This window comes from Thermoflexus hugenholtzii (assembly GCF_018771565.1).
GTDB classification, from domain to species: Bacteria; Chloroflexota; Anaerolineae; order Thermoflexales; family Thermoflexaceae; genus Thermoflexus; species Thermoflexus hugenholtzii_A.
Genome location: NZ_CP076326.1, coordinates 1,674,166 through 1,696,661, shown reverse-complemented (window position 1 = coordinate 1,696,661; position 22,496 = coordinate 1,674,166). Strand labels below are relative to the sequence as shown.

22 protein-coding genes are annotated in these 22,496 nt (G+C 69.8%); 20 read left to right on the top strand and 2 right to left on the bottom strand.

Features of this window, described 5'->3' with window-relative positions:
* Window positions 1-75 precede the first annotated feature (75 nt).
* Both KNN16_RS07780 and KNN16_RS07775 read right to left on the bottom strand, forming a co-directional pair.
* Window positions 76-363, bottom strand: coding sequence for a glutaredoxin family protein (locus KNN16_RS07780; protein ID WP_303896177.1), 288 nt, complete (start codon window positions 361-363; stop codon window positions 76-78).
* The gene (locus KNN16_RS07775) at window positions 360-989 is read right to left on the bottom strand and encodes a MarR family winged helix-turn-helix transcriptional regulator (protein WP_303896175.1); all 630 of its coding nucleotides are present in this window, start codon (window positions 987-989) and stop codon (window positions 360-362) included. The genes KNN16_RS07780 and KNN16_RS07775 overlap by 4 nt, the downstream gene beginning before the upstream one ends.
* A gap of 294 nt (window positions 990-1,283) precedes the next feature.
* On the opposite strand from KNN16_RS07775, the gene KNN16_RS07770 reads away from it, so the two are divergent.
* The 20 genes from KNN16_RS07770 (at window position 1,284) to KNN16_RS07675 (ending at window position 22,496) form a co-directional block, all read left to right on the top strand.
* Window positions 1,284-2,162 (top strand): branched-chain amino acid ABC transporter permease, encoded by an 879-nt coding sequence (locus KNN16_RS07770; protein WP_303896173.1) that lies wholly within the window; start codon window positions 1,284-1,286, stop codon window positions 2,160-2,162.
* A gap of 16 nt (window positions 2,163-2,178) precedes the next feature.
* The gene (locus KNN16_RS07765; protein WP_303896172.1) at window positions 2,179-4,035 is read left to right on the top strand and encodes a branched-chain amino acid ABC transporter ATP-binding protein/permease; all 1,857 of its coding nucleotides are present in this window, start codon (window positions 2,179-2,181) and stop codon (window positions 4,033-4,035) included.
* Window positions 4,032-4,745: an ABC transporter ATP-binding protein gene (locus tag KNN16_RS07760; RefSeq protein ID WP_303896170.1), complete on the top strand. Its 714-nt coding sequence runs from the start codon at window positions 4,032-4,034 to the stop codon at window positions 4,743-4,745. Before KNN16_RS07765 ends, KNN16_RS07760 begins: the two co-directional genes overlap by 4 nt.
* Window positions 4,746-4,791: 46 nt before the next feature.
* Window positions 4,792-6,036 carry an ABC transporter substrate-binding protein gene (locus KNN16_RS07755; RefSeq protein ID WP_303896167.1) on the top strand — a complete coding sequence of 415 codons (1,245 nt, stop codon included), beginning with the start codon at window positions 4,792-4,794 and terminating at the stop codon, window positions 6,034-6,036.
* Window positions 6,037-6,108: 72 nt separating this feature from the next.
* Window positions 6,109-6,912 (top strand): alpha/beta fold hydrolase, encoded by an 804-nt coding sequence (locus tag KNN16_RS07750; RefSeq protein WP_303896164.1) that lies wholly within the window; start codon window positions 6,109-6,111, stop codon window positions 6,910-6,912.
* 104 nt (window positions 6,913-7,016) lie between these two features.
* Complete coding sequence (locus KNN16_RS07745; RefSeq protein ID WP_303896161.1) at window positions 7,017-7,772, top strand: alpha/beta fold hydrolase; 756 nt, start codon at window positions 7,017-7,019, stop codon at window positions 7,770-7,772.
* A gap of 101 nt (window positions 7,773-7,873) precedes the next feature.
* Complete coding sequence (locus KNN16_RS07740) at window positions 7,874-9,478, top strand: amidohydrolase (RefSeq protein ID WP_303896158.1); 1,605 nt, start codon at window positions 7,874-7,876, stop codon at window positions 9,476-9,478.
* A 145-nt stretch (window positions 9,479-9,623) separates the two neighbouring features.
* Window positions 9,624-11,054: an ABC transporter substrate-binding protein gene (locus KNN16_RS07735; protein WP_303896155.1), complete on the top strand. Its 1,431-nt coding sequence runs from the start codon at window positions 9,624-9,626 to the stop codon at window positions 11,052-11,054.
* A gap of 66 nt (window positions 11,055-11,120) precedes the next feature.
* Entirely contained in the window at window positions 11,121-12,017 is an 897-nt protein-coding gene (locus KNN16_RS07730) for a branched-chain amino acid ABC transporter permease (protein ID WP_303896153.1), read from the top strand.
* Window positions 12,014-12,982, top strand: a complete 969-nt coding sequence (locus tag KNN16_RS07725) for a branched-chain amino acid ABC transporter permease (protein ID WP_303896150.1) — start codon at window positions 12,014-12,016, stop codon at window positions 12,980-12,982. Before KNN16_RS07730 ends, KNN16_RS07725 begins: the two co-directional genes overlap by 4 nt.
* Window positions 12,952-13,698, top strand: coding sequence for an ABC transporter ATP-binding protein (locus KNN16_RS07720; RefSeq protein ID WP_303896149.1), 747 nt, complete (start codon window positions 12,952-12,954; stop codon window positions 13,696-13,698). Before KNN16_RS07725 ends, KNN16_RS07720 begins: the two co-directional genes overlap by 31 nt.
* Before the next feature lie 5 nt (window positions 13,699-13,703).
* Window positions 13,704-14,363, top strand: a complete 660-nt coding sequence (locus tag KNN16_RS07715; RefSeq protein ID WP_303896147.1) for an ABC transporter ATP-binding protein — start codon at window positions 13,704-13,706, stop codon at window positions 14,361-14,363.
* 1 nt (window position 14,364) lies between these two features.
* Window positions 14,365-15,504: an ABC transporter substrate-binding protein gene (locus KNN16_RS07710; RefSeq protein WP_303896145.1), complete on the top strand. Its 1,140-nt coding sequence runs from the start codon at window positions 14,365-14,367 to the stop codon at window positions 15,502-15,504.
* Window positions 15,505-15,596: 92 nt separating this feature from the next.
* A complete protein-coding gene (locus KNN16_RS07705; RefSeq protein ID WP_303896142.1) occupies window positions 15,597-17,048 on the top strand; it encodes an aldehyde dehydrogenase family protein in 1,452 nt (483 codons plus the stop codon).
* A 14-nt stretch (window positions 17,049-17,062) separates the two neighbouring features.
* Complete coding sequence (locus tag KNN16_RS07700; protein WP_303896141.1) at window positions 17,063-18,199, top strand: zinc-dependent alcohol dehydrogenase family protein; 1,137 nt, start codon at window positions 17,063-17,065, stop codon at window positions 18,197-18,199.
* 289 nt (window positions 18,200-18,488) lie between these two features.
* Window positions 18,489-19,142 carry a hypothetical protein gene (locus KNN16_RS07695; RefSeq protein ID WP_303896140.1) on the top strand — a complete coding sequence of 218 codons (654 nt, stop codon included), beginning with the start codon at window positions 18,489-18,491 and terminating at the stop codon, window positions 19,140-19,142.
* A gap of 13 nt (window positions 19,143-19,155) precedes the next feature.
* Complete coding sequence (locus KNN16_RS07690; RefSeq protein WP_303896138.1) at window positions 19,156-20,193, top strand: glycosyltransferase family 4 protein; 1,038 nt, start codon at window positions 19,156-19,158, stop codon at window positions 20,191-20,193.
* A 127-nt stretch (window positions 20,194-20,320) separates the two neighbouring features.
* The gene (locus KNN16_RS07685) at window positions 20,321-20,974 is read left to right on the top strand and encodes a DUF4388 domain-containing protein (RefSeq protein WP_303896137.1); all 654 of its coding nucleotides are present in this window, start codon (window positions 20,321-20,323) and stop codon (window positions 20,972-20,974) included.
* 42 nt (window positions 20,975-21,016) lie between these two features.
* Window positions 21,017-22,189 (top strand): roadblock/LC7 domain-containing protein, encoded by a 1,173-nt coding sequence (locus KNN16_RS07680; RefSeq protein ID WP_303896135.1) that lies wholly within the window; start codon window positions 21,017-21,019, stop codon window positions 22,187-22,189.
* 34 nt (window positions 22,190-22,223) lie between these two features.
* The gene (locus KNN16_RS07675; RefSeq protein ID WP_299289063.1) at window positions 22,224-22,496 is read left to right on the top strand and encodes a hypothetical protein; all 273 of its coding nucleotides are present in this window, start codon (window positions 22,224-22,226) and stop codon (window positions 22,494-22,496) included.

The following is a 22,496-nucleotide window of genomic DNA, read 5'->3' as shown; positions in this document are numbered from 1 at the left end:
CAGCAGATCCCCTTTCCAGATCACCTGAGCCTGTCGTTCGACCAGCGGCATGGCGTTCTCCTCTTTTTGAAGATCTCATGGCGAGCGGATCGGGATCTCATATCCGGCCCGTCGCAGGGCCTCGTCCAGCTGCTCCACGGTGGGCTCCACGATGTAGAAGGCCTCGTCCCCGAACACGATGGTGGGGGTGCTGCGGAAGCCGCGGTTGAGGCGCTCCACGTAGCGGGCGGCCTCCTCATCCTCGTCGATGTTGATCTCGATGAAAGGGATGCCCAGGGCCCGCAGCCGTTCGCGGGCGAGCTCGCTGTCCTCGCAATCCGGTCGGGCATACATCCGGATGGGCAAGGGGCCTCCATGGGTCATGCCGGCACCTCCTCGCGGGGGATGAAGTCCGGGCATTCGGTGTAGGTGTCCGCGTCCCGCAGCGGGGCGTCCATGAAGGCGCAGTGGTGCGGGGCGGCGGGGTTCTCCGGGTGGGCGTAGGGGCGGAAGAAGGCGCAGCCCCAGCACATCTCGTAGACCACGATGGCGCCGGAGGCGGCCAGGCGGCGGACGATCTGCTGCAGGGCGCGGTGAAGGGCCTCCTGATCGGAAGGGGAGAGGGCTTCCACCGCCTCCTCCAGATCATCCAGCAGGCGCTCGAGGGCGGCCACCCGCCGCCGGCCGGCGACGGTGAGGCGGAGGGTCACCGTGCGGCGGTCCTCGGGGAGGGGCTCCCGGGCCACCAGGCCCTTGCGCTCCAGGGCGTCGGCGACCTCGCTGGCGGTGGCCATGGTGGCCTGCAGGCGTTGGGCCAGCCCGCCGATGGTGCGCACCCCCGGCCGGGCATAGGCCAGGAAGAGGAGGGCCTGGACCTGGGCCGGGGAGAGGCCGTGGGCCTGGCCGGCCCGGCGCAGCATGAGCTGGATGGCCTGGGCGATGCGGTAGAGGGCGATGGCGATCTGCCCGGACGTCCGCTCCGATCGCACGCGCGGGTTGAAGGGAGACATCGGCGTCGCTCCATTGCTTAGGAGTCCGAAGTAATTATAGCGAGGGCGCGGGGATCTGTCAAGGGGGTGGGGGAGCGCGGGGGCCAACCGGCGATCCATCGGTTGTGGACGCTTCGCCTCGAGGGGGCGGCCCGGCCCGCGCGCCGCCTCCCTCGGCCCCAGCCGCCGAACCGCGGTGGACCCCTCTTTCTGTAACCCGGCTGTAACGTCCCCGGAACGGTCTTCCGGGAAGACATGGCCAAAGCCTGGCGGATGGGCGGCGTTTCCGACAGGCGGGAGGATCGGGGGGCCAGGATGGATCTGTTGATCCGGTATCTGGCGGGAGGGCTTTCGGCGGGGGCCCTGTATGGGCTGATGGCCCTGGGGCTGGTGCTGATCTATCGGGCGTCGGAGGTGGTGAACTTCGGCCACGGGGATCTGGCGATGGTCAGCACCTTTGCGGCCTACACCCTGCTCCGCGCCCATGCCCCGCTCCCCCTGGCGCTGGGAGGCGCTGTTCTCTTCGGCGCGGCGCTGGGCGCCCTGGCGGAGCGAGGGCTCCTGCGGCCCGCGCGCCGCCGGCGGGCCACCCCCCTCACCCTGGTGGTTCTCACCCTGGGCCTGGCGCTGGTCCTCAACGGGCTGGCGGGTCTGTTATGGGGCCATGAGATCCGCACCTTCCCGGGGCTGGTCTCCGGCCCTCCGCTGCGGCTGGGGCCGGCGGTGATCACCCGGGAGCAGCTCTTCAACCTCGCGGTGGGGTTGCTGCTCGCCCTGGCCCTTTACGCCTTCCTCCGGTTCACCCGCACCGGCCTGGCCCTCCGGGCGGTCACCCAGAACCCCGAAGTTGCCCGGCTGATGGGCATCCCGGTGGACCGCATCCTGATCCTGGCCTGGGGGGTGGGGGTCGGGCTGGGGGCCATCGCCGGGATCCTGGCGGCGCCGCTGATCTATCTGGAGCCGAACGCCATGCTGCCGCTCCTGATCAAGGGCTTCGCCGCTGCGGTGCTGGGCGGGATGACCAGCCTGCCCGGCGCGGTGATCGGCGGGTGGCTCCTGGGGATCCTGGAGAACCTGGCGGCCGGATACATCGCCACCGAGCTCAAGACGCCCCTCGCCTTCGCCCTCATCGTGGCCGTCCTGGTGGTGCGGCCGGCCGGGCTGTTGGGCCGACCGATCTCTCATCGGGTGTAGCCGGGGAGGGCGGGCGATGGCGCGGCGGATCGTCTGGGGGGCGCTCATCGCGGGGATCCTCGGGGTCACCGCTTTCACGCTGCCGAGCTATTTCCTCTACATCCTCAGTCTGGCCGGGATCTGGGCGATCGCGGCCATCGGGCTGGATCTCCTGACAGGCGTGGCGGGCCAGATCTCCATTGGCCACGCCGGCTTTATGGCCATCGGCGCGTATACGGTGGCCCTGCTGAGCCTGCGCCTGGAGGTCCCCTTCTGGCTCGCCTTGCCGGCGGCGGGCCTCCTGAACGCCCTGATCGGGCTGGCGCTGGGGCTACCGGCCCTTCGCCTGAGCGGGCCGTATCTGGCCATCGCGACCCTGGGGTTCGGCGTGGCCGTGGTGGAGATCCTGCGGCGCTGGGAGCCGGTCACCGGCGGCTTCATGGGGCTGAAAGTTCCGCCGCCGGCCCTGGGCCCCTGGAGCCTGCGCAGCGACGCCGCCCAATATCTCCTGATCGGGACCCTCCTGGTCCTCCTCGCTGGGATCGCCATCCGGCTGATCCGGAGCCCGTTCGGCCGGGCCTGGATCGCCCTGCGGGATCGGGAGGCGGCGGCCCAGGCGGCCGGGATCTCCCTGGCCCATTACCGGACCCTGGCCTTTGCCGTCAGCGCCTTTTACGCCGGGGTCGCCGGCGGGCTCCTGGCCTACCGGGTCGGCCGCGTGGACCCGGATGGGCTGACCCTCACGCACTCGATCTTCCTGGTCAGCGCCCTGATCGTGGGCGGCCTGGCCTCGGTGCCCGGCGCCATCCTGGGGGCCGTCTCCTTAACGGTCCTGTTCCATCTGCTCAGCGGCCTGGGGACCGCGCTGGGCTGGCGGACGGAGGTGGGAGATGTCCGCAACGTGCTGTATGGGGCCGCCCTGATCCTGACGGCGATGTTCCTCCCCGGGGGCCTATGGCGTCTCCCGATGCACATGCGCGGACGCCGATGGATCCCCATGCCCTCCAGGGCCCCGGCGGGGGAGGAAGGATGGGAGCGCCCCCTGGTCTCCGTGCCCCAGATCCGCCTGGGGAGCACCGCAGGCGGGCGGCTGGAGGTGGTGGAGGTCTCCAAGCGCTTCGGGGGGCTTCAGGCCCTTGACCGGGTGAGCTTCACCGTGGAGCCCGGGGAGATCGTGGGGCTGATCGGGCCCAACGGGGCCGGGAAGACCACGATGCTGAACCTCATCAGCCGCTTCTACGACCCGGACGCCGGCGCCATTCGCTTTGAGGGCCATGATCTCCTGCGCCGTCGACCCCACGAGATCGTCCGGCTGGGGATCGCCCGCACCTTCCAGAACGTAGAGATCTTCCCCGCCCTGACGGTCCGGGAGAACCTGCTGGTGGGCCAGCATCCTCAGACGCGGGCGGGTCTGATCGCCGTGGCGGCGGGCTGGCCCTCGGTGAGGCGGGAGGAAGCGCGTCTGCGGGAGCGGGCGGAGGAGGTGCTGGAATGGCTCGGGCTGTCGGCCCTGGCGGATCGCCCGGCGGGGAGCCTGGCCTTCGGCCAGCGCAAGTGGGTGGAGCTGGGCCGGGCGCTGGTGGCCCGGCCGCGCCTGCTCCTCCTCGACGAGCCGGCGGCCGGCCTGCATCCCGCGGAGCGTCAAGCCCTGCAGGCGCTGCTGCGCGGGATCCGGGAAGCGTTGGGCTGCTCCATCCTGCTGATCGAACACGACATGAACCTGGTGATGGGGCTGTGCGATCGGGTTGTCGTGTTGAACTTCGGTCGGGTGATCGCCCAGGGGACCCCCGCCGAGGTGGCGGAGAACCCGCTGGTGATCGAGGCCTATCTGGGGGAGCGGGAAGAGGAGGATGCGCAGCCGACGGCGCTCCAGAGCGGGGAGGGCAGGGCATGAGCGTGGTCCTCTCCCTTTCGGCGGTCACCGCCGGATACGGCCCGATCCTCGCCCTCCGGGAGGTCTCCCTGGAGGTCCGGGAGGGGGAGGTGGTGGCCTTGCTGGGGGCGAACGGGGCGGGGAAGACGACCACCCTGCGGGTGATCGCCGGCCTCTTGCCGCCCCTGGCCGGTTCCATCGCCTTTGAAGGGCGTCCCCTTCATCCCCTGCCGCCCGAGGAGCGGGTGGCGCGGGGGATCGTGCTGGTGCCGGAGGGCCGGGGGATCTTCCCGGAGCTCACGGTGGAGGAGAACCTGTGGCTGGGAGCGTGGCGCCGTCGGGATCTGCGGGCGGCGCGGGCGGATCTGGAGCAGGTCTTCCACCTGTTCCCGATCCTCCGGGAGCGCCGGAGGCAGCTCGCCGGCACCCTTTCGGGCGGGGAGCAGCAGATGCTCGCCATCGGGCGGGCCCTGATGGCCCGGCCGCGCCTGTTGTTGCTCGACGAGCCCTCCCTGGGGCTGGCGCCGCTGGTGGTCCGTCACATCTTTGAGGTCCTGCGGGCCATCCACGAGGCCGGGACCCCGTTGCTGATCGCCGAGCAGAACGCGCATCTGGCCCTGACCCTGGCCCATCGGGCCTACATCCTCCAGAACGGAGAGATCCGTCTCCAGGGAGAAGCCCGCGTCCTCCGGGAGAACCCCGAGGTCAAAGCGCTGTACCTCGGCCGTTAAAAGCGAAAAAGCGGTTTCCGAAATCTTTCAGGAAAGGAGGTGCGCGATGAAAGGTTTCCGCCTGCTGTGGATCGTGGCATTCGTGCTGGCGGCCTGCGCGCCGGCGGCGACCCCCACGCCCACCGCCGCGCCCTCTCCGACGCCGGCGCCGGCCACGCCGACGCCCCCGCCGCCCGCCCCCACCCCCACTCCGACCCCCAAGGTTCCCGGGGTCACCGCCGATACCATCCGGCTGGGAATGATCTGCGCCCTCTCGGGTCCGGTCTCCACCATCGGCAAGCCGCTGGCGCGGGGGATGGAGGCTTACTTCCGCTGGGTGAACGATCAGGGAGGCATCCACGGGCGCAAGATCGACCTGCGGATCGAGGACGATCAATACAACCCGGCCAACACCGTGGCGGCCGCCAAGAAGCTGGTGGAGCAGGACGAGGTCTTCGCCATCGTCCGACCTCTGGGCACCGCCACCACCGCCGCCATCCTGGATTACACCATCGAGAAGGGCGTCCCGGTGGTGGGCGTGGCCTCCGGCTCCTCCCTGTGGTCGAAGCCGTTCAAGAAGACGGTCTTCGGCATCCAGCCTACCTATGAGCTGGAGGGGCGGCTGATGGCCAAATACGCGGTGGAGGAGCTGAAGGCGAAGCGCATCGCCGTCTTCTACCAGAACGACGCCTTCGGCAAGGAGGGGGCGGAGAGCTTCGTGGCGGCCCTGAAGGCCCGGGGGATCGAGCCGGTGGCCATGGTCCCCTATGAGGTGACGGAGAAGGATTTCAGCGCCCACGCCCTCAAGCTCCAGCAGGCCAACCCGGATCTCGTCTTCGTCTACGCCATCCAGGTGCCGGCGGCCAGCCTGCTGAAGGAGGCCCAGAAGATCGGCTTCAAGCCCAAGTGGCTGATGACCTACGTGCTGGCCGATCCCATCCTGCTGGCCCTGGCCGGCGACGCGGCGGAGGGGGTCTACGCGGGGGCCTGGCTGGTGGATCCGGAGAACGCCCCGGAGGCGGCGAAATACCGGGAGGTGCTGACCAAATACTTCCCGGACGAGAAACCCGGCGGCTACAGCATCTCCTCCTACGCGGTGGCGGAGATCATCGTCGAGGCCCTGAAGCGGGCCGGGCCGGACCTCACCCGGGAGAAGTTCATCGCCGCCCTGGAGTCGTTGAAGAACTTCACCACCGGCCTCACCCCGCCTTTCAGCTACAGCGAGACCGAACACCAGGGCATCAAGCAGATCGCCATCGTCCAGGTCCAGAAAGGGCGCTGGGTGCCCGTCACCGGCTTCTTCGGCGAGTGAGGGCCAACCCGGTGGGGGAGATCCGGATCTCCCCCACCGGGATCCTACGTTACTCCGGGAAAGGAGGGAGCCATGCCGTTCGTGGAGCTGAAGACGGGGATCCGGATGCATTACCGGGACGGGGGGAGGGGCAAGCCCATCCTCTTCGTCCCCGGCTACAGCGCCACCGTGGACACCTGGAACTACGCGGTGCTGGATCTCCACGATCGCTACCGGTGCATCTGCGTGGATCTCCGGGGCCACGGGGATTCGGACAAGCCGTATTCCGAATACACCTACGATGAGATGTGCATGGACCTCCAGGCCTTCATGGAGGCCCTTGACCTGCGGGATGTGACCTTCGTGGGCTGGTCCATGGGGGCGGGGGTGGGCCTCAAATACGTGACCCGCTTCAACGGGGACCGGCGGGTGACGCGGCTGGTGATGGTGGCCCCGGCCACCCCGCGCTTCGTGCGCACCGACTCCGAGCCCTACGGGATGACCCCCGAGGAGGCCCAGGCCGCCCTGGAGGGGATCCGCCGGGGGCTGCCGGAGGTGATGGCGGCCTTCGCCGACAACAACTTCAAGCGAACCGACATGCAGGCCACCAAAACCTGGTTCCTCTATTCGCACTGGCTGCGGATGCCCGCTTATGTGGGCTACAAGTATTTCAAGACCCTGATCACCGAGGACCTGCGGGACCTCCTGGACCAGGTGGACCTCCCCGTGCTGATCTGCCACAGCCGGGACGACAAGGTCTGCCACTGGGGCTGGGTGGAGTATATGGCGAAGCGCCTGAAGAACTGCCGGGTGGTGTGGTTCGAAAACAGCGGCCATGCCCTCATGGTGGAGGAGCCGGACAAGTTCTCTCAAGTGCTGGCCGAATTCATCGGGTGAAGACAAGCAGGATCGGGCGAGGCACCTTCCTGGCCTTGTTCGATCCCCTGCCTGCTCCTTAAGGAGGTCCTCTAATGCCTTTCGTGTCTTTGAGGGATGGGCGGATGCATTATGTGGACCGGGGGGCCGGCGAGGAGGTGGTCCTCTTCGTTCACGGGTGGCTGAGCAGCCACCGCTGGTGGCTGCCGGTCCTGGACCGGCTGCCTTCGGGCGTTCGCGGCTACGCCGTCGACCTGCGCGGGGCCGGGGAGTCGGAGCCGGCCCCCGGCGGGCATACCCTGGCCGGCTACGCGGCGGATCTCCACGCCTTCGCCGAGGCCCTCGGGCTGCCTCCCTTCTTTCTCGTGGGCCACTCAATGGGAGGCGGCGTCGCCCTGCGCTACGCCCTGGATCACCCGGAGCGTGTAAAGGGCCTCATGCTGGTCAACCCTCTGGCCCCCTTCGGCACCCGCACGGATCCCCAGATGGACGCCTGGGTGCGGGCGCAGCAGGGCAACCCGGAGGGGATCCGGGCGATGGTCCAGCTGGCCTTCGCCACCCCGCCGGCCCCGGAGGTGATGGAGGCCCTGGTGGCCGACGCCCTGCGCTGGGGGCCGGCCGCCTACTTCGACACCCTGGATGATATGGCCCGTTTCCACGTGGTGGATCTCCTCCCGGGGCTGAAGGTGCCCACCCTGGTGCTGTGGGGGGATCGGGACGTGGTGATCCCCTTCGAGGGGATTGTGGAGCTGTTCACCCGCATCCCGGGCTGCGGGCTGGAGATCTGGCACGGCGTCGGCCACTCCCCGGTCATGGAACGCCCTGACGCCTTCATCGCCCTGCTGGAGCGGTTCCTCCGGGAGGTGAAGGAGAAGCAATGATGCAGCGCAGGTTCTGAGTCATCTCCGCATCCTATGGGATGCGAGGGCTATGGCTCAGGGGGAGGCCTGGCTGCGTTGAAGCTCGGCGCACGGGAGGGATGATGGTTCGCGCGGACTTTGTGGTGCGAGGGGGCCGGATCTACACCCTGGATCCCGTGAACCCGCGGGCGGAGGCCCTGGCGGCCTGGCGCGGGCGCATCCTGGCCGTCGGGCGCGCGGCGGAGATCGAGGGCCTGATCGGCCCGGGCACCCGCGTCCTGGACGCCCGGGGGGCGACGGTGCTCCCCGGCTTCCACGACGCCCACTGCCATATCCTCCTGTTCGGGCTGAGCCTGGTGGAGGTCAACTTGCGGGAGGCGACCCGCATCGCCGAGGTCGTGGAGGCGGTGGCGGCCCACGCCGCCCGGATCCCCCCCGGCCGCTGGATCCGCGGCGGCGGCTACAACGAGAACAAGCTGGCCGAGCGCCGCCATCCCACCCGCTACGATCTGGACCCGGTTTCTCCGCATCACCCGGTCTGGCTCTCCCACATCTCGGGCCATATGGGGGTGGCCAACTCCCTGGCCCTGGAGCGGGCCGGGATCACCCGCGAGACCCCGGATCCCCCCGGCGGCCGAATCGTCCGGGACGAGGGCGGCGAGCCGACGGGGGTGCTCCTGGAGACGGCCCAGGAGCTCATCAAGCGGGTCCTTCCCCCTTACACTCTGGAGGAGGTGAAGGCGGCCCTGACCGCGGCCGGCCGCCGCATGGCCGCCGAGGGGATCACCGCCGCCCAGGACGCGTGGGCGGGATGGATCGCCCCGGAGGAGTTCCGGGCCTACCAGGAGGCGGTGGCCGAGGGGCTGCTCCCCCAGCGGGTGTGGCTCTTAGTGGACGTGGAGCGCCTGCGGGTGCAGGACGAGCGCTTCGACTTCGCCTTCGGCCTCCACACCGGGTTCGGGGGCGACCGCCTGCGGCTGGGGGCCATCAAGATCTTCATCGACGGCTCCCTCATCGGCCGGACTGCCGCCCTGCGTCAGCCCTACGCCGATCCCCCCGGCGTCTCCGGAATGCTGGTGCAGGAGCCCCAAGGGCTCGTGGAGCGGGTGCGCCGGGCCCACGCGGGCGGGTGGCAGGTGGCCATGCACGCCATCGGCGACCGCGCCATCGAGGCGGCTTTGGACGCCATCGAGGAAGTGATGGGGCCGGAGGCGGCCCGGTTCCGTCCCCGCATTGAACACTGCGGCGTCGTGCCGCCCGACTTGCTCCACCGCCTCCGCCGCCTGCGGCCGATAGTGGTCACCCAGCCCCGCTTCCTTTACGAGCTCGGAGAGGGGTTTCGGGCCGCCCTGGGGGAGGAGCGGATGGCCTGGACCTATCCCCTGGCTTCCCTTCGGGGCGTGCCGCTGGCGTTGAGCTCCGATCGCCCCGTGGTGGACGGCGCGCCCCTCCGGGGCCTCCAGGCCGCCGTCACCCGGCGGACGCGGGAGGGCTGGGCGCTGGCGCCTCAGGAGGCGTTGACCCTGGAGGAAGCCCTGCGGGCCTACACCATAGGAGCCGCCTACGCCGCCTTCGCCGAGGCCGAGCTGGGCACCCTCGAGCCGGGCAAATGGGCCGATTTGGTCGTCCTCGGCGCGGATCCCTTCGAAACCGATCCGGAGGCCCTGGAGGCGATCCCCATCTGGGCCACCGTAGTCGGAGGGCAGGTGGTGTATGAGGGCAGGTGAAGAAGGGACGGATCCGGCCTCTCCCGGGGTGGCGAACGCCCGAGGGGCCGCCCTGGAGGGTCCTCTCGTGCGGAGCAGGACGGTTCGCATGCCTCAGGACAGCGCCCAACCCGCCTTGTGAAGCTCTGAGGAAAGGAGGGGAACCATGTGTCCGAGTCGCTGGTTGCGGAGCGGAGTGATCCTGGCCTTTCTGATGGGGGCGTGCGCCCCAGCGGCCACGCCGACCCCCACGCCGCCTCCGGCACCGCCCACGCCGACGGCGGCGGCTCCTGCGCCGAGCCCCACCCCGGTGCCGGCCGGCCCGACCCCGACGGCGGCACCCCCCACGCCGACCCCCGCCGTCCCCGGGGCCCCGGCCGCCCTCAAGATCGGCATCGTGACCTTCCTCTCCGGCCCGGCGGCCTCGCCCTTCGGGGTGCCCGCCCGCAACGCCGCGGAGGTCCTGATCGAGAACCTCAACGCCGGCAAGGCGCCCAAGCCTTACGACCAGAAGGGGATCGGCGGCGTGCCCATCCGGGCGATCTACATAGACGAAGCCGGCGGCGCGGAGAAGCAGGTGGCGGAGTTCCGCCGTCTGGTGCTGGAGGAGAAGGTGGACCTGGTCATCGGCTACATCTCCAGCGCCGACTGCCTGGCGGTGGCCCCGGTGGCCGAGGAGCTCAAGACCCTCACCGTGCTCTTTGACTGCGGCACCAACCAGATCTTCGAGGAACGGGATTACCGCTACGTCTTCCGGACCCACGCCCATCAGGTGATCGAGAACGTCGGCGCCGCCCGCTACATCCTGCGGATGAAGCCGAACCTCCGCAGCATCGCAGGGATCAATCAGAACTACGCCTGGGGGCAGGACTCCTGGGCCGCCTTCCGCGATTCCGTCCGCAAGCTCAAGCCGGATGTGCAGGTGGTCGGGGAGCACTTCCCCAAGCTGTATGCCGGCGAGTATTCGACGGAGCTCTCCGCCCTGCTCGCCGCCCGCCCCGAGGTGGTCCACTCCAGCTTCTGGGGCGGTGATCTCGAGGCCTTTGTGATCCAGGCCGCCCCTCGCGGCTTCTTCCAGCAGACGATGGCCATCCTGACCACCGGGGACACCATCCTCCCCCGCCTGGGCCGGGATGTCACGAAGGGCATCGTGATCGCCGCCCGGGGCCCCCACGGGGCCCTGGCCCCGAAGACGCCCCTCAACGACTGGTTCGTGAAGATCTACAAGGACCGCTATGTGGTCCGCCCGGTCTATCCCTCCTACCACATCGCCCAGGCCATCCTGGGCGTGAAGGCGGCCTATGAGAAGGCCATCGCCGCCAACGGCGGGAAGTGGCCGACGGTGGATCAGGTGATCGCCGCCTTCGAGCATCTGGAGTTCGAGACCCCCAGCGGGATCATCCGCATGGCCCTGGGGAAGGGCCATCAGGCGGTGGAGCCCGTGGTCCTGGGGATCACCGGGGACTTCGATCCGGCGACCGGGGAGGTGAAGCTCACGGATGTCGTGGAGTTCCCCGCGGAGTGCGTGAACCCGCCCGACGGGATGAAGACCCCCGACTGGATCGCCCAGGGGTTCCCCGGGGCGAAGTGCCCGTAATTCAGCCAGTAAGGGAGGGAGGCGAGGGGGCAGGCCCTGCCTCCCTCCCGACGCGGAGGGGAGCGGATGGAGACGGCGCTGATCATCCTGACGGATGGGCTGGTGTATGCCTCGTGGCTCTTTCTGATCTCCGCGGGGCTCACCCTGATCTACGGGGTGCTGCGGATCCTGAACCTGGCCCATGGCAGCCTTTACGCGCTGGGGGCCTACGCGGCCGCCTCCGTGGTGCTCCTTTACTTTGACCGGGGGCTTTGGCCCATGGGGAGCTATCTGGCCCTGCTGGGGGCCGCCCTGCTGGTGGGAGCGGTCGCCGGCCCCCTCATCGAGCGAGGGCTGTTGCGGTGGATTTACGGACGCGATCCCGTCTACCAGCTCCTGGCCACCTACGCCCTCTTCCTGATCCTGGAAGATCTCATGAAGCTCGTGTGGGGGGTGAACCCCTATTACGCCTACAAGCCCTACGGGTTGCTGGGGATCATCCGGCTGGGGGGCATCCCGTATCCGGGCTACAGCTTCCTGTTGCTCGGGGTCGCGTTGCTGGCCGGCGGATCGCTTTATTTCTTCATCCGCGGCACCCGCATCGGCCGGCTGGTGGTGGCGATGATCCACGATCCTGAGATCAGCGCCGCGATGGGTGTGAATGTCCCCCGGGTTTCCTTGCTCACCTTCACCCTGGGGGCTGTCCTGGCCGCCTTAGGGGGCGCCTTCACCGCCCCGATGATCTCCGTGGTCCCCGGCCTCTCCGTAGAGGTGATTGTCCTCGCCTTCGCGGTGGTGGTGATCGGGGGGCTGGGGAGCCTGGAAGGCTCGGCGGTCGGCGCCCTCCTGGTGGGGCTGGTCCGCTCCCTGATGGTGCACCGGATCCCGGAGCTGGAGCTCTTCGCCATCTATCTCGTTATGGCGATGGTGCTGCTCCTTCGGCCGCACGGCCTGTTCGGGATGGAGGAGGTGCGACGGGTATGAAGCTCCGCCGCTTCGGAGGGCTGATCCTGATCGCGGGGATGGCCGGACTGGGGCTCCTCCTGCCCGGCTGGAGCCGGTTCCTGCTCACCCTGGCCCTGGCCCGAGGGCTGCTGGTGCTGGGGGTGGCGCTGCTGATGCAGGCGGGGCTGGTCTCCTTCGGGCAGGGGCTCTTCTTCGCCGCCGGGGCCTATGCGGTGGGGTTCGCCGCGCGGGACCTGGGGATCCGGGATGCAGGGCTGGGGGTGGCCCTGGGGGCCGGAGCGGGCCTGGGGATCGCGGCCCTCACCGGGCCCCTGCTGGCCCGCTACCGGGGGATCTTCTTCGCCATGCTCACCCTGGCCTTCTCCATGATCCTCTACGGGATCCTGGTGAAGGCCTACCGGATCACCGGCGGCACCGACGGGCTGCGCATTCCCCCTCCGACCTTTCTGGGCTGGAGCCTCCCCGAGGAGCACCTGGGCTCCGGCCTCTACCTGCTCACCCTCGCCTGCACGGCGGTGATGGTCTTCCTGATCTTCCGGTATCTCCGATCCCCCCTGGGCTACACCGTGCGGGCCATTCGGGACAACGAGGTGCGAGTGGAATACCTGGGGCTTTCGGTGAGCCGCGCCCTCTACATCACGGTGCTTCTCGTGGGGGCCATGGGCGGGCTGGGCGGGGCCCTGAGCGCGATGAGCGTGGGCCACGTTGACCCGAACCTGGCTTACTGGACCACCTCGGGGGAGTTCGTCTTCGTCGCTCTGCTCGGGGGGACGGGGAACGTCTTCGCCCCGCTGGCGGGATCCATCGTCTTCGAGTTCCTCCGGACCTACGCCTACAAATACATCCCTTACACCTGGCAGATGGGCCTGGGTCTGGTCATGCTGGCCATCGTGGGGTTCGCCCCCGGAGGGCTCTGGTCCCTCTACGAGCTCATCGCACGGAGGATGTCCGGATGGACGTGGTCCTGGAAACGCGGGGTCTGACCCGAACCTTCGGCCGGGTGGTGGCCGCGGACGACGTGAACGTGCAGATCCGCTCCGGGGAGCGGGTGGGCCTGGTGGGGCCCAACGGGGCCGGCAAGACCACGTTCCTCAACCTGATCACCGGCTACGTGCGCCCGAACCGGGGCCGCATCCTGTATCGGGGGACGGACATCACCGGGCTCCCGCCTCGGGTCATCACCCGCATGGGCATCGTGCGCTCCTTCCAGATCCCCCAGCTTTATCCCGGGCTGACCGTTCTGGAGAACCTCCTGCTGGCCATCGCCGCCCGCTCCGGTCGCGGGCTGGACTTCTGGGGGCCGCTGGGGCGGGAACACGCGGTGGCCGAGGCGATGGAGCTTCTGGGTGCCTTCCAGCTCGCCGACTATGCGTGGCGGCCGGTGGGGGAGTTGCCGGAAGGGGGGCGGAAGCTCCTGGACGTGGCCATGGCGCTGGCCCTGCGGCCGACGGTGCTGCTGATGGACGAGCCCACCAGCGGGGTGAGCACCCAGGACAAATTCGGGGTCATGGAGGTCCTGATGGAAGTCCTGGGGCGCGCCGGGGTGACGACCCTCTTCGTGGAGCACGACATGGAGGTGGTGTATCGCTACGCCGAGCGGGTGCTGGTTTTCCATAACGGCCGCGTGGTGGCGGACGGCGATCCGCAGGCCCTTTTCGCCGACGCCCAGATCCGCCGCGCGGTGCTGGGATGGGAGTAAGCCCTATGCTGGAGCTCGAGGACGTGCGCGTCTCCCTGCAGGGCTTCCCGATCCTGCGGGGCGTGAGCCTGCAGGCCCTCCCGGGCCAGATCACGGGCCTGGTGGGCCGCAACGGGGCCGGCAAAACCACCACCCTGCGGACCATCATGGGGCTGGTCCCGCTCCAGGGCGGGAGCCTCCGCCTGGGGGGACAGGATCTCCGTCCCCTCCCTGCCCATCGACGGGCCGCCCTGGGGATCGGCTACATGCCGGAGGACCGCCGGCTGATCGGGCCGCTGACGGTGGAGGAGAACCTGTTGCTGCCGGCGTGGGCCATCGGCCTCCCTGGGGCTCCGGAGCGCCTCCGCTGGGTCTATGAACGGATGCCGGAGGTGGCGGAGCTGGCCGGGCGGCGGGCCGCTCAGCTCAGCGGGGGCCAGCAGAAGCTGGTGGCCCTGGCCCGGGCGCTGATGCATGGGACCCGCCTGCTGCTCCTGGACGAGCCCTTTGAGGGGCTGGCGCCCGCTATGGCCCTTCGTCTGAGGGAGATCCTGCGGGGCCTGCGGACGGAGGGCATGGCCATCCTGGTGGCCGAGTCCGACCTCCACCGGGTCAGCGCCCTGGCAGAGCGCATCTACACTATTGAGCGGGGGGAGATCCAGGATCCCGGCGGGGGAGGGGAGTGAGATGGGCCTCTCGGAGCGAGCCATCCGCATCGGCGCCCTGTATGCCCTCTCCGGGGCGGCCGCCGCCTATGGGGCCTCCGCGCGGCAGGGCCTGGAGCTGGCGGCGGAGGAGATCAACGCCGCCGGCGGCCTCCTGGGGCGGCCGGTGGAGCTGCTCATCGAGGACGAGAAAAACCCCGCCCACGCCGTGGAGGTCGTCCGCCGCATGGCCCGAGAGCTCGGGGTCCGCCTGTTCATCGGCATCGACTCCAGCGCCGTCGCCGAGGCGGTGGTCCCCTTGCTCCCGGAGCTCCGGTGCGTGCTGATGGTCACGCATGCCGCCAGCCCTCGCATCACCGGCGAGCTCTTCAACCCCTATGTGTTCCGCTGCAGCATCAATGTGGCCCAGAACGCCCGGGCGGGCGCCCTTCTGGTGGCCCCTTTGCCGTATGCCACATGGACCACTCTGGGCCCGGATTATTCCTTCGGTTACTTCTCCTGGGCCTATTTCTCTCGCTTCCTGCGGGAGCTCAAACCGGAGGCCGAGCTCCTCCCCGAAGGGATCTTCCATCCGCCGGGGGCGGAAGACCTCACCCCCTGGATCCGGCAGGCGATGCGCTCGGGGGCGGAGGCCCTCTGGATCTCCTCGTGGGGCGGCGACCTGGTCCGCCTGATCCGCCAGGGGCAGGCCCTGGGGCTGTTCCGGCGCTGCGCGGTCTTTATGGAGCTGGGGGCCGCTCTGGAGGTGCTGGAGGCCCTGGGGAACGAGATGCCCCAGGGGCTGTGGGTGGGCACGCGTTACTGGTTTCGGTGGCCGGACACCCCGGAGAACCGGCGCTTCGTCGAGGCTTACTTCCGGCGCTACGGCCGCTATCCCAGCTACAACGCCCAGAACGCCTACCTGGGCCTCCGCCTGCTGGCCGGGGCGATCCGGCGGGCCGGGACGCTGGAGCCGGAAGGCCTGATCCCTTACCTGGAGGGGATCGGCTACGAGGCCCCCATGGGTCGGATCATGCTGCGCCGGGAGGACCATCAGGTGGTGGCGGATGTGGTCTGGGGGGAGACCAAGTCCCATCCGGACTATCCCTTTCGCATCCTGGATCCCATCTGGACGTTCCCGGGCGAGGCCATCACCCCGCCCCCGGAGGTGGGGATCTTTTGAGCCGTCGGGCTCAGGGCTTTCCGGATCCATGGTAACCTGAAGAAGCGGAGGCCCTGCGCGATGGGATCCTATTCCAAACGAGGAGGCGCGCCATGGTGCGGGAGCGTGTGACCTTCGGCCCGGCCCGGCTCTTCATCGGGGGCCAGTGGGTGGATGGAGGGGCGCCGATCCCGGTGCGGGACAAATACACCGGCGAGGTGATCGGGGAGGTGCCCGAGGCGCGGCGGGAAGACGTGGAGGCGGCGGTGGCCGCGGCCCAGGAGGGCGCCAAGGCCATGGCCGCCCTGCCGGCCTGGCGGCGGGCGGAGATCCTGCTGCGGGCGGCGGGGATGATCCGCGAGCGGAAGGAGGAGTTCGCCCGGCTGATCGCCGCGGAGGCGGGGAAGGCGCTGAAGTGGGCCCGCGCGGAGGTGGAGCGGGCCATCTGGACCTTCACCATCGCCGCGGAGGAGGCCCGGCGGATCGAGGGGGAGGTGATCCCCCTGGACGCGGTGCCCGCGGGGGAGGGATATTTCGGGTTCTACGTGCGGCGGCCGGTGGGCGTGGTGGCCGCCATCTCGCCTTTCAACTTCCCCCTCAACCTGGTGGCCCACAAAGTTGCCCCGGCCCTGGCGGCGGGGAACGCCGTAGTGCTCAAGCCGGCCAGCGCCACCCCCCTCACCGCTGTCCTGCTCGCCCGTGTCCTGGAGGCCGCCGGGGTGCCGGCCGGAGGCTTCAACCTGATCTTCGGGCCCGGGGGCACCGTCGGGGAGTGGCTGGCGGCCCATCCAGGGGTGGGGAAGGTGAGTTTCACCGGGAGCCGCGCCGTCGGGGAGCGCCTGACCCGGGTGGTGGGGATCAAGAAGCTGACCCTGGAGCTGGGCAACACCACCCCCGTCATCGTCGCTGAGGACGTCCAGGATCTGGATTGGGTGGCGCGGCGGCTGGCGGTGGGGGCCTTCTACAACTCCGGCCAGGTGTGCATCTCGGTGCAGCGGATCTACGGGGTGCGCCGGATCTATGAGCCGCTGGTGGAGACCTTCAGCCGCGCCGCTGCCGAGATGGTGGTAGGGGATCCCCTGGACGAGCGGGTGGATGTGGGGCCGCTCATCGACGAGCGAGAGGCCATGCGGGTGGAGGGATGGATCCAGGAGGCCCTGGGCGGCGGCGCCCAGGCCGTCACCGGGGGCCGGCGGGAGGGGCCGGTGGTGTGGCCCACCGTCCTGATCCGGGTGCGGCCCGAGATGCGGGTGGTGCGGGAGGAGGTCTTCGGGCCGGTGGCTTCGGTGCTGGAGGCCCATGACTTCGAGGAGGCCATCGCCGCCGCCAACGCCACCGAATACGGGCTCCAGGTAGCCGTCTTCACCCGGGATATCAACCGGGTGCTGCGGGCGGTCCAGGGGCTCGATTTCGGCGGCATCATCATCAACGACACCCCCAGCTTCCGGGCGGACCATATGCCCTACGGCGGGGTGAAGGGAAGCGGACTGGGGCGGGAAGGGGTGCGCTATGCCATCGAGGAGATGACCCACGTCCACATGGTGGTCATCCGCCCCGCCCCGTGATCAGGAGGTGAGGGATGAAAACGCTGGCAGCGGTCCTTTACGAGATGGGGCGGCCGGCGCCCTATCGCGAATCCCGGCCGCTTTCCGTGGAGGAGGTGGAGCTGGAGGGGCCGGGGCCCGGGGAGGTGCTGGTGGAGGTGGCGGCCGCCGGCCTGTGCCATTCGGACCTCTCGGTGATCGATGGCTCCCGGCCGCGGCCCATGCCGATGGTCCTGGGCCACGAGGCCGCCGGGATCGTGCGGGAGGTCGGCCCGGGCGTCCATGAGTTGCGGCCGGGGGACCACGTGGTCTTCTCCTTCGTCCCCATGTGCGGCCGGTGCTTCTACTGCGCCATTGGCCGCCCCGTCCTGTGCGAGAACGGCAACCGGGCGAACGCGGCCGGAACGCTGCTCAGCGGAGCGCGGCGCTTCCGGAACGCCGCGGGGGAGCCCCTCCACCATCATCTGGGCGTCTCCGCCTTCTCCCGTTTCACCGTGGCCGCCCAGGAATCCCTGATCCGAATCGATCCGGAGATCCCCCTGGAGAAGGCGGCCCTGTTCGGATGCGCGGTGATGACCGGGGTGGGGGCGGTGGTGAACACCGCGCGGGTGGAGCCCGGGATGAGCGTGGCGGTCTTCGGGCTGGGCGGCGTGGGCCTCAGCGTCGTGATGGGCGCTCACCTGGCCGGCGCCTATCCCATCATCGCGGTGGACGTCCGGCCTGAAAAGCTGGAGCTGGCCCGGAAAGCGGGAGCGACCCACGGGGTGAACGCGCAGGAGACCGATCCGGTCGCCGCGATTCGGGATCTCACCGGGGGAGGGGTCCACTACGCCTTCGAGAGCGTCGGCAGCGAGCGGGTGCTGATCCAGGCTTACCAGGCCACCCGCCGCGGGGGCACCACCATCCCCATCGGTCTCCCGCATCCCGAGCGCATGTTCAGCGTCCCGGCGGTGAGCATCGTGGGCGAGGAGCGAACCATCAAGGGTTCCTATATGGGCTCGGCGGTTCCCCGTCGGGATCTCCCGCGGTTCCTGACCCTCTATCAGGCGGGCCGGCTCCCGGTGGACCTGCTCCTAAGCCGCCTGATCCGCCTGGAGGAGATCAATGAGGGGTTTGATGCTCTGGCCCGCGGCGAGGTGGTGCGCCAGGTGGTGCGGCTGGGGGCCGCGTAACGGATTCCGAGGAAGAGAGGATAAGTGGGGGAGGACCTGCGCGGATCCTCCCTCACTTTTTTCTGACAGTAGCGGCCTCTGAGAGCGGAGGATTGGTTCCGTAGGAGGAGCTTTAGCCCCGACTTCCGTCTTCCGTCGCGGCTGAAGCCGCTCCCACTTCCGGTAGGTGGCTTCCGCCCCGATTTCTCCAATCCCGAAAATCCCCGGCGCCGGCTCTGCTCTCGGGGGTCTGGCAGATCGAAGGATCTCTAGTGTATGATGGGAAGAAACCGCGGAAGGAGCGGGCGGGATGGATCTGGGCGTGCCGGTGGCGATGACCCTGGCCGTGGTGGTGGTCGGGTGGTTCTTCCTGGGGATGCAGTGGAACGTGCACAAGGGCCAGCGCCTCCTGCGCTGGATGCGCGAGGGGCTTCCTCTCCTCAGCGAGCGGACCACCCTGCAGTGGGTGGGAACCTCCCTGGTCCGCCTGGGGATGCGGGAGGCGAAGCCCCCGTTCCGGGAGGTGGAGATCCTGCTGGTCTTCGAGCCCCGGGATGTGCCGTTCCTCTGGCTGTTCTCCCGCTGGCGGGGGCGCCGGGATCTGATGATCCTGCGGGCGCGCCTGCGCCAGCCGCCGGCTTTCGAAGGGGAATGGGGCAACCCCACGATGTGGACGGGCCGGGAGATCCTTCAGCGCATCGTCTGGCGGGATTGGGAGGCCATGGATCTGGCCGGCGGGCGCCTGGCTTATCATGGGCCGCACGCGCCCCGTGTGATCACCGAGTGCCTGAACGACCTCGCCCGCTTCTGCCCCTATGTCGCCCGGCTCTCGGTGCGGCGCAACGAGCCCCATCACCTGCAGATCCACATCGGCTTCCCCATGGACCGTCAGTTCCCCGCGCGGGAGGTCTTCCAGCAGCTCCGCCGCATCGCCGAGCGGGTCGTCCGAAGCCCGGAAGAGTGAGCGGGGACGCCGAATGCGCTTCCCCCTGGCGGCCCTCAGCGTGTTCTTGCTGGCCTTCGGGCTCTCCGCCGCGCTGTCGCCGCTGGCGGAGCGCTTCGGCCGCCGCCTGGGGATGATCGACCGCCCGGGCGGACGCCGACGCCATCGCGGGGAGATCCCCCGGTCCGGAGGCCTGGCTCTTTGGCTGGCCTTCACCCTAACGGTCCTCTTCGCCCAGCTGTTGCCGATCCCCCGTTTCGATCCGAAAGAGGTCATCCGCCTGACCGGGCTGCTGCTGGGGGGGACCCTGAGCCTGATCCTGGGGCTGATCGACGACCGTCGGGAGCTCCCCCCGGGGCCCCAGTTCCTCGGCCAGGCCCTCATCGCCCTGCTGGCCCTCCCTTTCCTCATCTTCATCGAATACGTGAACAATCCCCTGACCGGCCGGCCGCTTTATTTCCCGCCTCCGGTGGTGGTGCTGCTCACAGTCTTCTGGCTGATAGGGATGATGAACACGGTGAACTGGCTGGACGGGGTGGACGGGCTGGCCGGGGGGGTGGTGGCCATCGTGGCGGCGGTGCTCTTCCTGCACGCCGGATACCGGCTGGACCCGCCCCAGCACAGCGTGGCGCTCCTGCCCGCCGCCCTGGCGGGCGCCTGCCTGGGGTTCCTCCTCTTCAACCGGCCGCCCGCCCGCCTGTTCCTGGGGTCCTCCGGCGCCCTCTTCCTGGGATACGTCCTGGGGGTCCTGGCCATCATCGGGGGGGCGAAGGTGGCCACCGTGGTGATGGCGATGGCCCTGCCCATCGCCGACGTGGCCTGGCTGATCGCCTACCGATGGCGCCGGGGGCGACGGCCCACCCAGGGCGGACGAGATCACCTGCACTTCCGCCTGCTGGACGCCGGATGGTCCCCCGGGCGTATCCTCTTGACCTACTACAGCTTTGCCGCCATAGCCGGCGGGATCGCGCTCTTGATCCCCTCCGCCCTCTACAAGGCCCTCGCCCTCCTGCTGCTGGCGGGCCTCCTCCTGTGGGTCCTCCGCCAGGCCCCCCCGGAGAGCCCGGTGTAACGTCCCCGCGTTTCCGGACGGTTTCCTTTAAGGTAAGGTTGCTCTTGCCAGAGACCGGGAAGTCGGGATAAACTGGAGCCATCATCGCCGGCGCATCGCGGCCGATCCTCCGGAAGAGGAGGCGGCGATGGCGACCACGGGGAGCCTGCGGGAGATCCCGCTGGCCGCGCTGATCGAAACCGGGTGTCGCTCCCGGGCCGCGGCCCGGCTCCGGCTCCGCCACGGGGACCTGGAGGGCGAGCTCTACTTCTCCGACGGCGAGCTCGTCCATGCGGTGTGCGGGGAGCTGAAAGGGGAGCCGGCGTTGTGGAGATTGCTGCGCTGGACCGATGGGCAGTTCACCCTCGAGGATGAAGTCCGCAGCCCCGAGCGCACCCTCTATCGCCCCTGGCAGGATCTGCTCCTGGAAGGGATGCAGCGAGCCGCCGCTCCGGAGCCCACAGGCCCGCGCTCGCTCCCCCCCGGGGAGATGGTCTCCCGCCTGAAAGCCATCGAGGGCGTCATGGGGGTGGTGGTGGCCGGCCCGGATGGCGTGGTGCTGGCGGCAGATGTCCCGGAAGGGAAGGGGGAAGCGGAAGGCGCCCTCACGGTCTACCTGGCCGCCGCGGCCGAAACCCTGGCCGGGTTCCTCCCGATGGGGGCCTTCGAGCACGCGGTGGTCGCGGAGCCTCAGCGCCGGTTGCTGATCTTCCGCCATCCCCCTTTCATCGTCGGCCTGGTGCTTTCCCCCCAGGCCTCCCCGGCGCTGGTGCTCGCCGAGCTCCCCGGCCGGCTCTCGTGAGCCCTGAGGGCGGACTTCTCGTGTGGGGAAAGGGGGCAGAGGATGGGAGTGGAGGAGGCGTTGCAGGAGGTGAACGCCATCCCGGGCGTGGAGGGCGGGATCCTGTTCACGGAGGAGGGGACGATCCTGGCCCACACGCTCCCGGAGCGTTACGCCCCGGAGGCCCTGGCCTCCGCGGTGCGCATCGCCGCCCGGACCATGGAGGCCCTGGAGACCTCCCGACGGCGCATCCAGGAGGTGGACCTGGTGTTCGCCGCAGGCCGCCTGATCCTCCGGCGGTTGCCCGGCGGCTTCCTGGCCCTCTGCTGCGCTCGTTCCGTGAACCTTCCGCTGTTGAACCTGGCCCTGGGCCCGGTGATCCGCTCGCTGACCGCGGCGTTGAAGGAGCGCTCAGAGCGGCCGGCCGCTCCCCGCCGGCCTCGCCCTGCCGTCCCGCGGGTCTCCCCGGTGATCCAGGATCTGGTTCAGGAGGGCCGGCGTCTGGTGGAGGCCGCCCGAGCGCAGGGGATCACCCTGCGGCTGCTGGGGAGCGTGGGGGTCGCCCATCACTGCCCCTCCGCCCTCCAGCGCCTGCCGGTCCCCGCCTTCGTCGGGCTGGAGCTGGCGGGGTCCTCCCGCGAGCGGCGGGCCGTGGAAGCCTTCCTGCAGGATCAGGGGTATGAGCCCTTCGTCCGGTTCAACGCCTTCTACGGCGCCCGGCGCCTGCACTTCCGCAAGCCGGAGACCGGATGGCCGGTGGACGTCTTCCTGGACGCCTACGAGATGTATCATCGCCTGGAGTTCGCCTCCGTCCTGACCCGGGAGGAGGTTACGCTGCCCCCGGCGTATCTCCTGCTCTCCCGCCTGCAGGCCGTGGAGGCTGGAGAGGCGGACCTCCTGGAGATCGCCGTCCTCCTGCTGGACCATGAGGTCGTGGAGGGGGAACAGGCGGAGGCGGTGGACCTGCGGGCCATCGTCGCGCTTTGCGCGGACGACTGGGGCTGGTATCGCACCGTGACCATGAACCTGGAGCGGACGGCCCGGGCCGTCGCCGGCTGGGAGGAGGCGGCGCGGGAGCCGGTCCAGCGACGGTTGGAGCGGATCCGCCAGGCGATCGAGGCGGCCCCCAAGAGCCTGGGCTGGCAGATGCGGGCCCGCCTGGGGGAGGCGGCGCGCTGGTATCAGACGCCCCTCCGGGTGGAGGAGGGACCGCGGCCGGACTTGGCCATGGGGTGAACCGTGGAATCTGCGCGGAAGGGAGGGCTGGGCGATGACGGTGGCATGGGATCCGGTGCGGCGTCTGGGGCGGGCCATCGGGGAGATCCTTTACGGGATGGCGCTGCACGACATGGTGCGGGCGCACATCCGACAGCGGGGATCCATGGAGCATCTCTTCCTGCTCATCACCTTTGGGGATCTGGTCGGCGTCCCCATCATCCCGCCCTATTACTGCATGCGCCTGCTCCCCTTCATCGTGCCCCAGATCCACGCGTGGCGCCGGCGTCTGCTCCGCGAGCGGGATCTCACGGATCTGCTGTTCTGA

Bases quoted from the DNA above. Each gene is read 5' to 3' on its own strand.
- KNN16_RS07680 (WP_303896135.1), top strand. From the start codon at position 21,017: ATGGGAGTGGAGGAGGCGTTGCAGGAGGTGAACGCCATCCCGGGCGTG.
- KNN16_RS07690 (WP_303896138.1), top strand. From the start codon at position 19,156: ATGCGCTTCCCCCTGGCGGCCCTCAGCGTGTTCTTGCTGGCCTTCGGG.
- KNN16_RS07755 (WP_303896167.1), top strand. From the start codon at position 4,792: ATGAAAGGTTTCCGCCTGCTGTGGATCGTGGCATTCGTGCTGGCGGCC.
- KNN16_RS07700 (WP_303896141.1), top strand. From the start codon at position 17,063: ATGAAAACGCTGGCAGCGGTCCTTTACGAGATGGGGCGGCCGGCGCCC.
- KNN16_RS07695 (WP_303896140.1), top strand. From the start codon at position 18,489: ATGGATCTGGGCGTGCCGGTGGCGATGACCCTGGCCGTGGTGGTGGTC.
- KNN16_RS07705 (WP_303896142.1), top strand. From the start codon at position 15,597: ATGGTGCGGGAGCGTGTGACCTTCGGCCCGGCCCGGCTCTTCATCGGG.
- KNN16_RS07760 (WP_303896170.1), top strand. From the start codon at position 4,032: ATGAGCGTGGTCCTCTCCCTTTCGGCGGTCACCGCCGGATACGGCCCG.
- KNN16_RS07750 (WP_303896164.1), top strand. From the start codon at position 6,109: ATGCCGTTCGTGGAGCTGAAGACGGGGATCCGGATGCATTACCGGGAC.
- KNN16_RS07740 (WP_303896158.1), top strand. From the start codon at position 7,874: ATGGTTCGCGCGGACTTTGTGGTGCGAGGGGGCCGGATCTACACCCTG.
- KNN16_RS07775 (WP_303896175.1), bottom strand. From the start codon at position 989: ATGTCTCCCTTCAACCCGCGCGTGCGATCGGAGCGGACGTCCGGGCAG.
- KNN16_RS07675 (WP_299289063.1), top strand. From the start codon at position 22,224: ATGACGGTGGCATGGGATCCGGTGCGGCGTCTGGGGCGGGCCATCGGG.
- KNN16_RS07770 (WP_303896173.1), top strand. From the start codon at position 1,284: ATGGATCTGTTGATCCGGTATCTGGCGGGAGGGCTTTCGGCGGGGGCC.
- KNN16_RS07720 (WP_303896149.1), top strand. From the start codon at position 12,952: ATGGACGTGGTCCTGGAAACGCGGGGTCTGACCCGAACCTTCGGCCGG.
- KNN16_RS07745 (WP_303896161.1), top strand. From the start codon at position 7,017: ATGCATTATGTGGACCGGGGGGCCGGCGAGGAGGTGGTCCTCTTCGTT.
- KNN16_RS07735 (WP_303896155.1), top strand. From the start codon at position 9,624: ATGTGTCCGAGTCGCTGGTTGCGGAGCGGAGTGATCCTGGCCTTTCTG.
- KNN16_RS07765 (WP_303896172.1), top strand. From the start codon at position 2,179: ATGGCGCGGCGGATCGTCTGGGGGGCGCTCATCGCGGGGATCCTCGGG.
- KNN16_RS07780 (WP_303896177.1), bottom strand. From the start codon at position 363: ATGACCCATGGAGGCCCCTTGCCCATCCGGATGTATGCCCGACCGGAT.
- KNN16_RS07715 (WP_303896147.1), top strand. From the start codon at position 13,704: ATGCTGGAGCTCGAGGACGTGCGCGTCTCCCTGCAGGGCTTCCCGATC.
- KNN16_RS07685 (WP_303896137.1), top strand. From the start codon at position 20,321: ATGGCGACCACGGGGAGCCTGCGGGAGATCCCGCTGGCCGCGCTGATC.
- KNN16_RS07725 (WP_303896150.1), top strand. From the start codon at position 12,014: ATGAAGCTCCGCCGCTTCGGAGGGCTGATCCTGATCGCGGGGATGGCC.
- KNN16_RS07730 (WP_303896153.1), top strand. From the start codon at position 11,121: ATGGAGACGGCGCTGATCATCCTGACGGATGGGCTGGTGTATGCCTCG.
- KNN16_RS07710 (WP_303896145.1), top strand. From the start codon at position 14,365: ATGGGCCTCTCGGAGCGAGCCATCCGCATCGGCGCCCTGTATGCCCTC.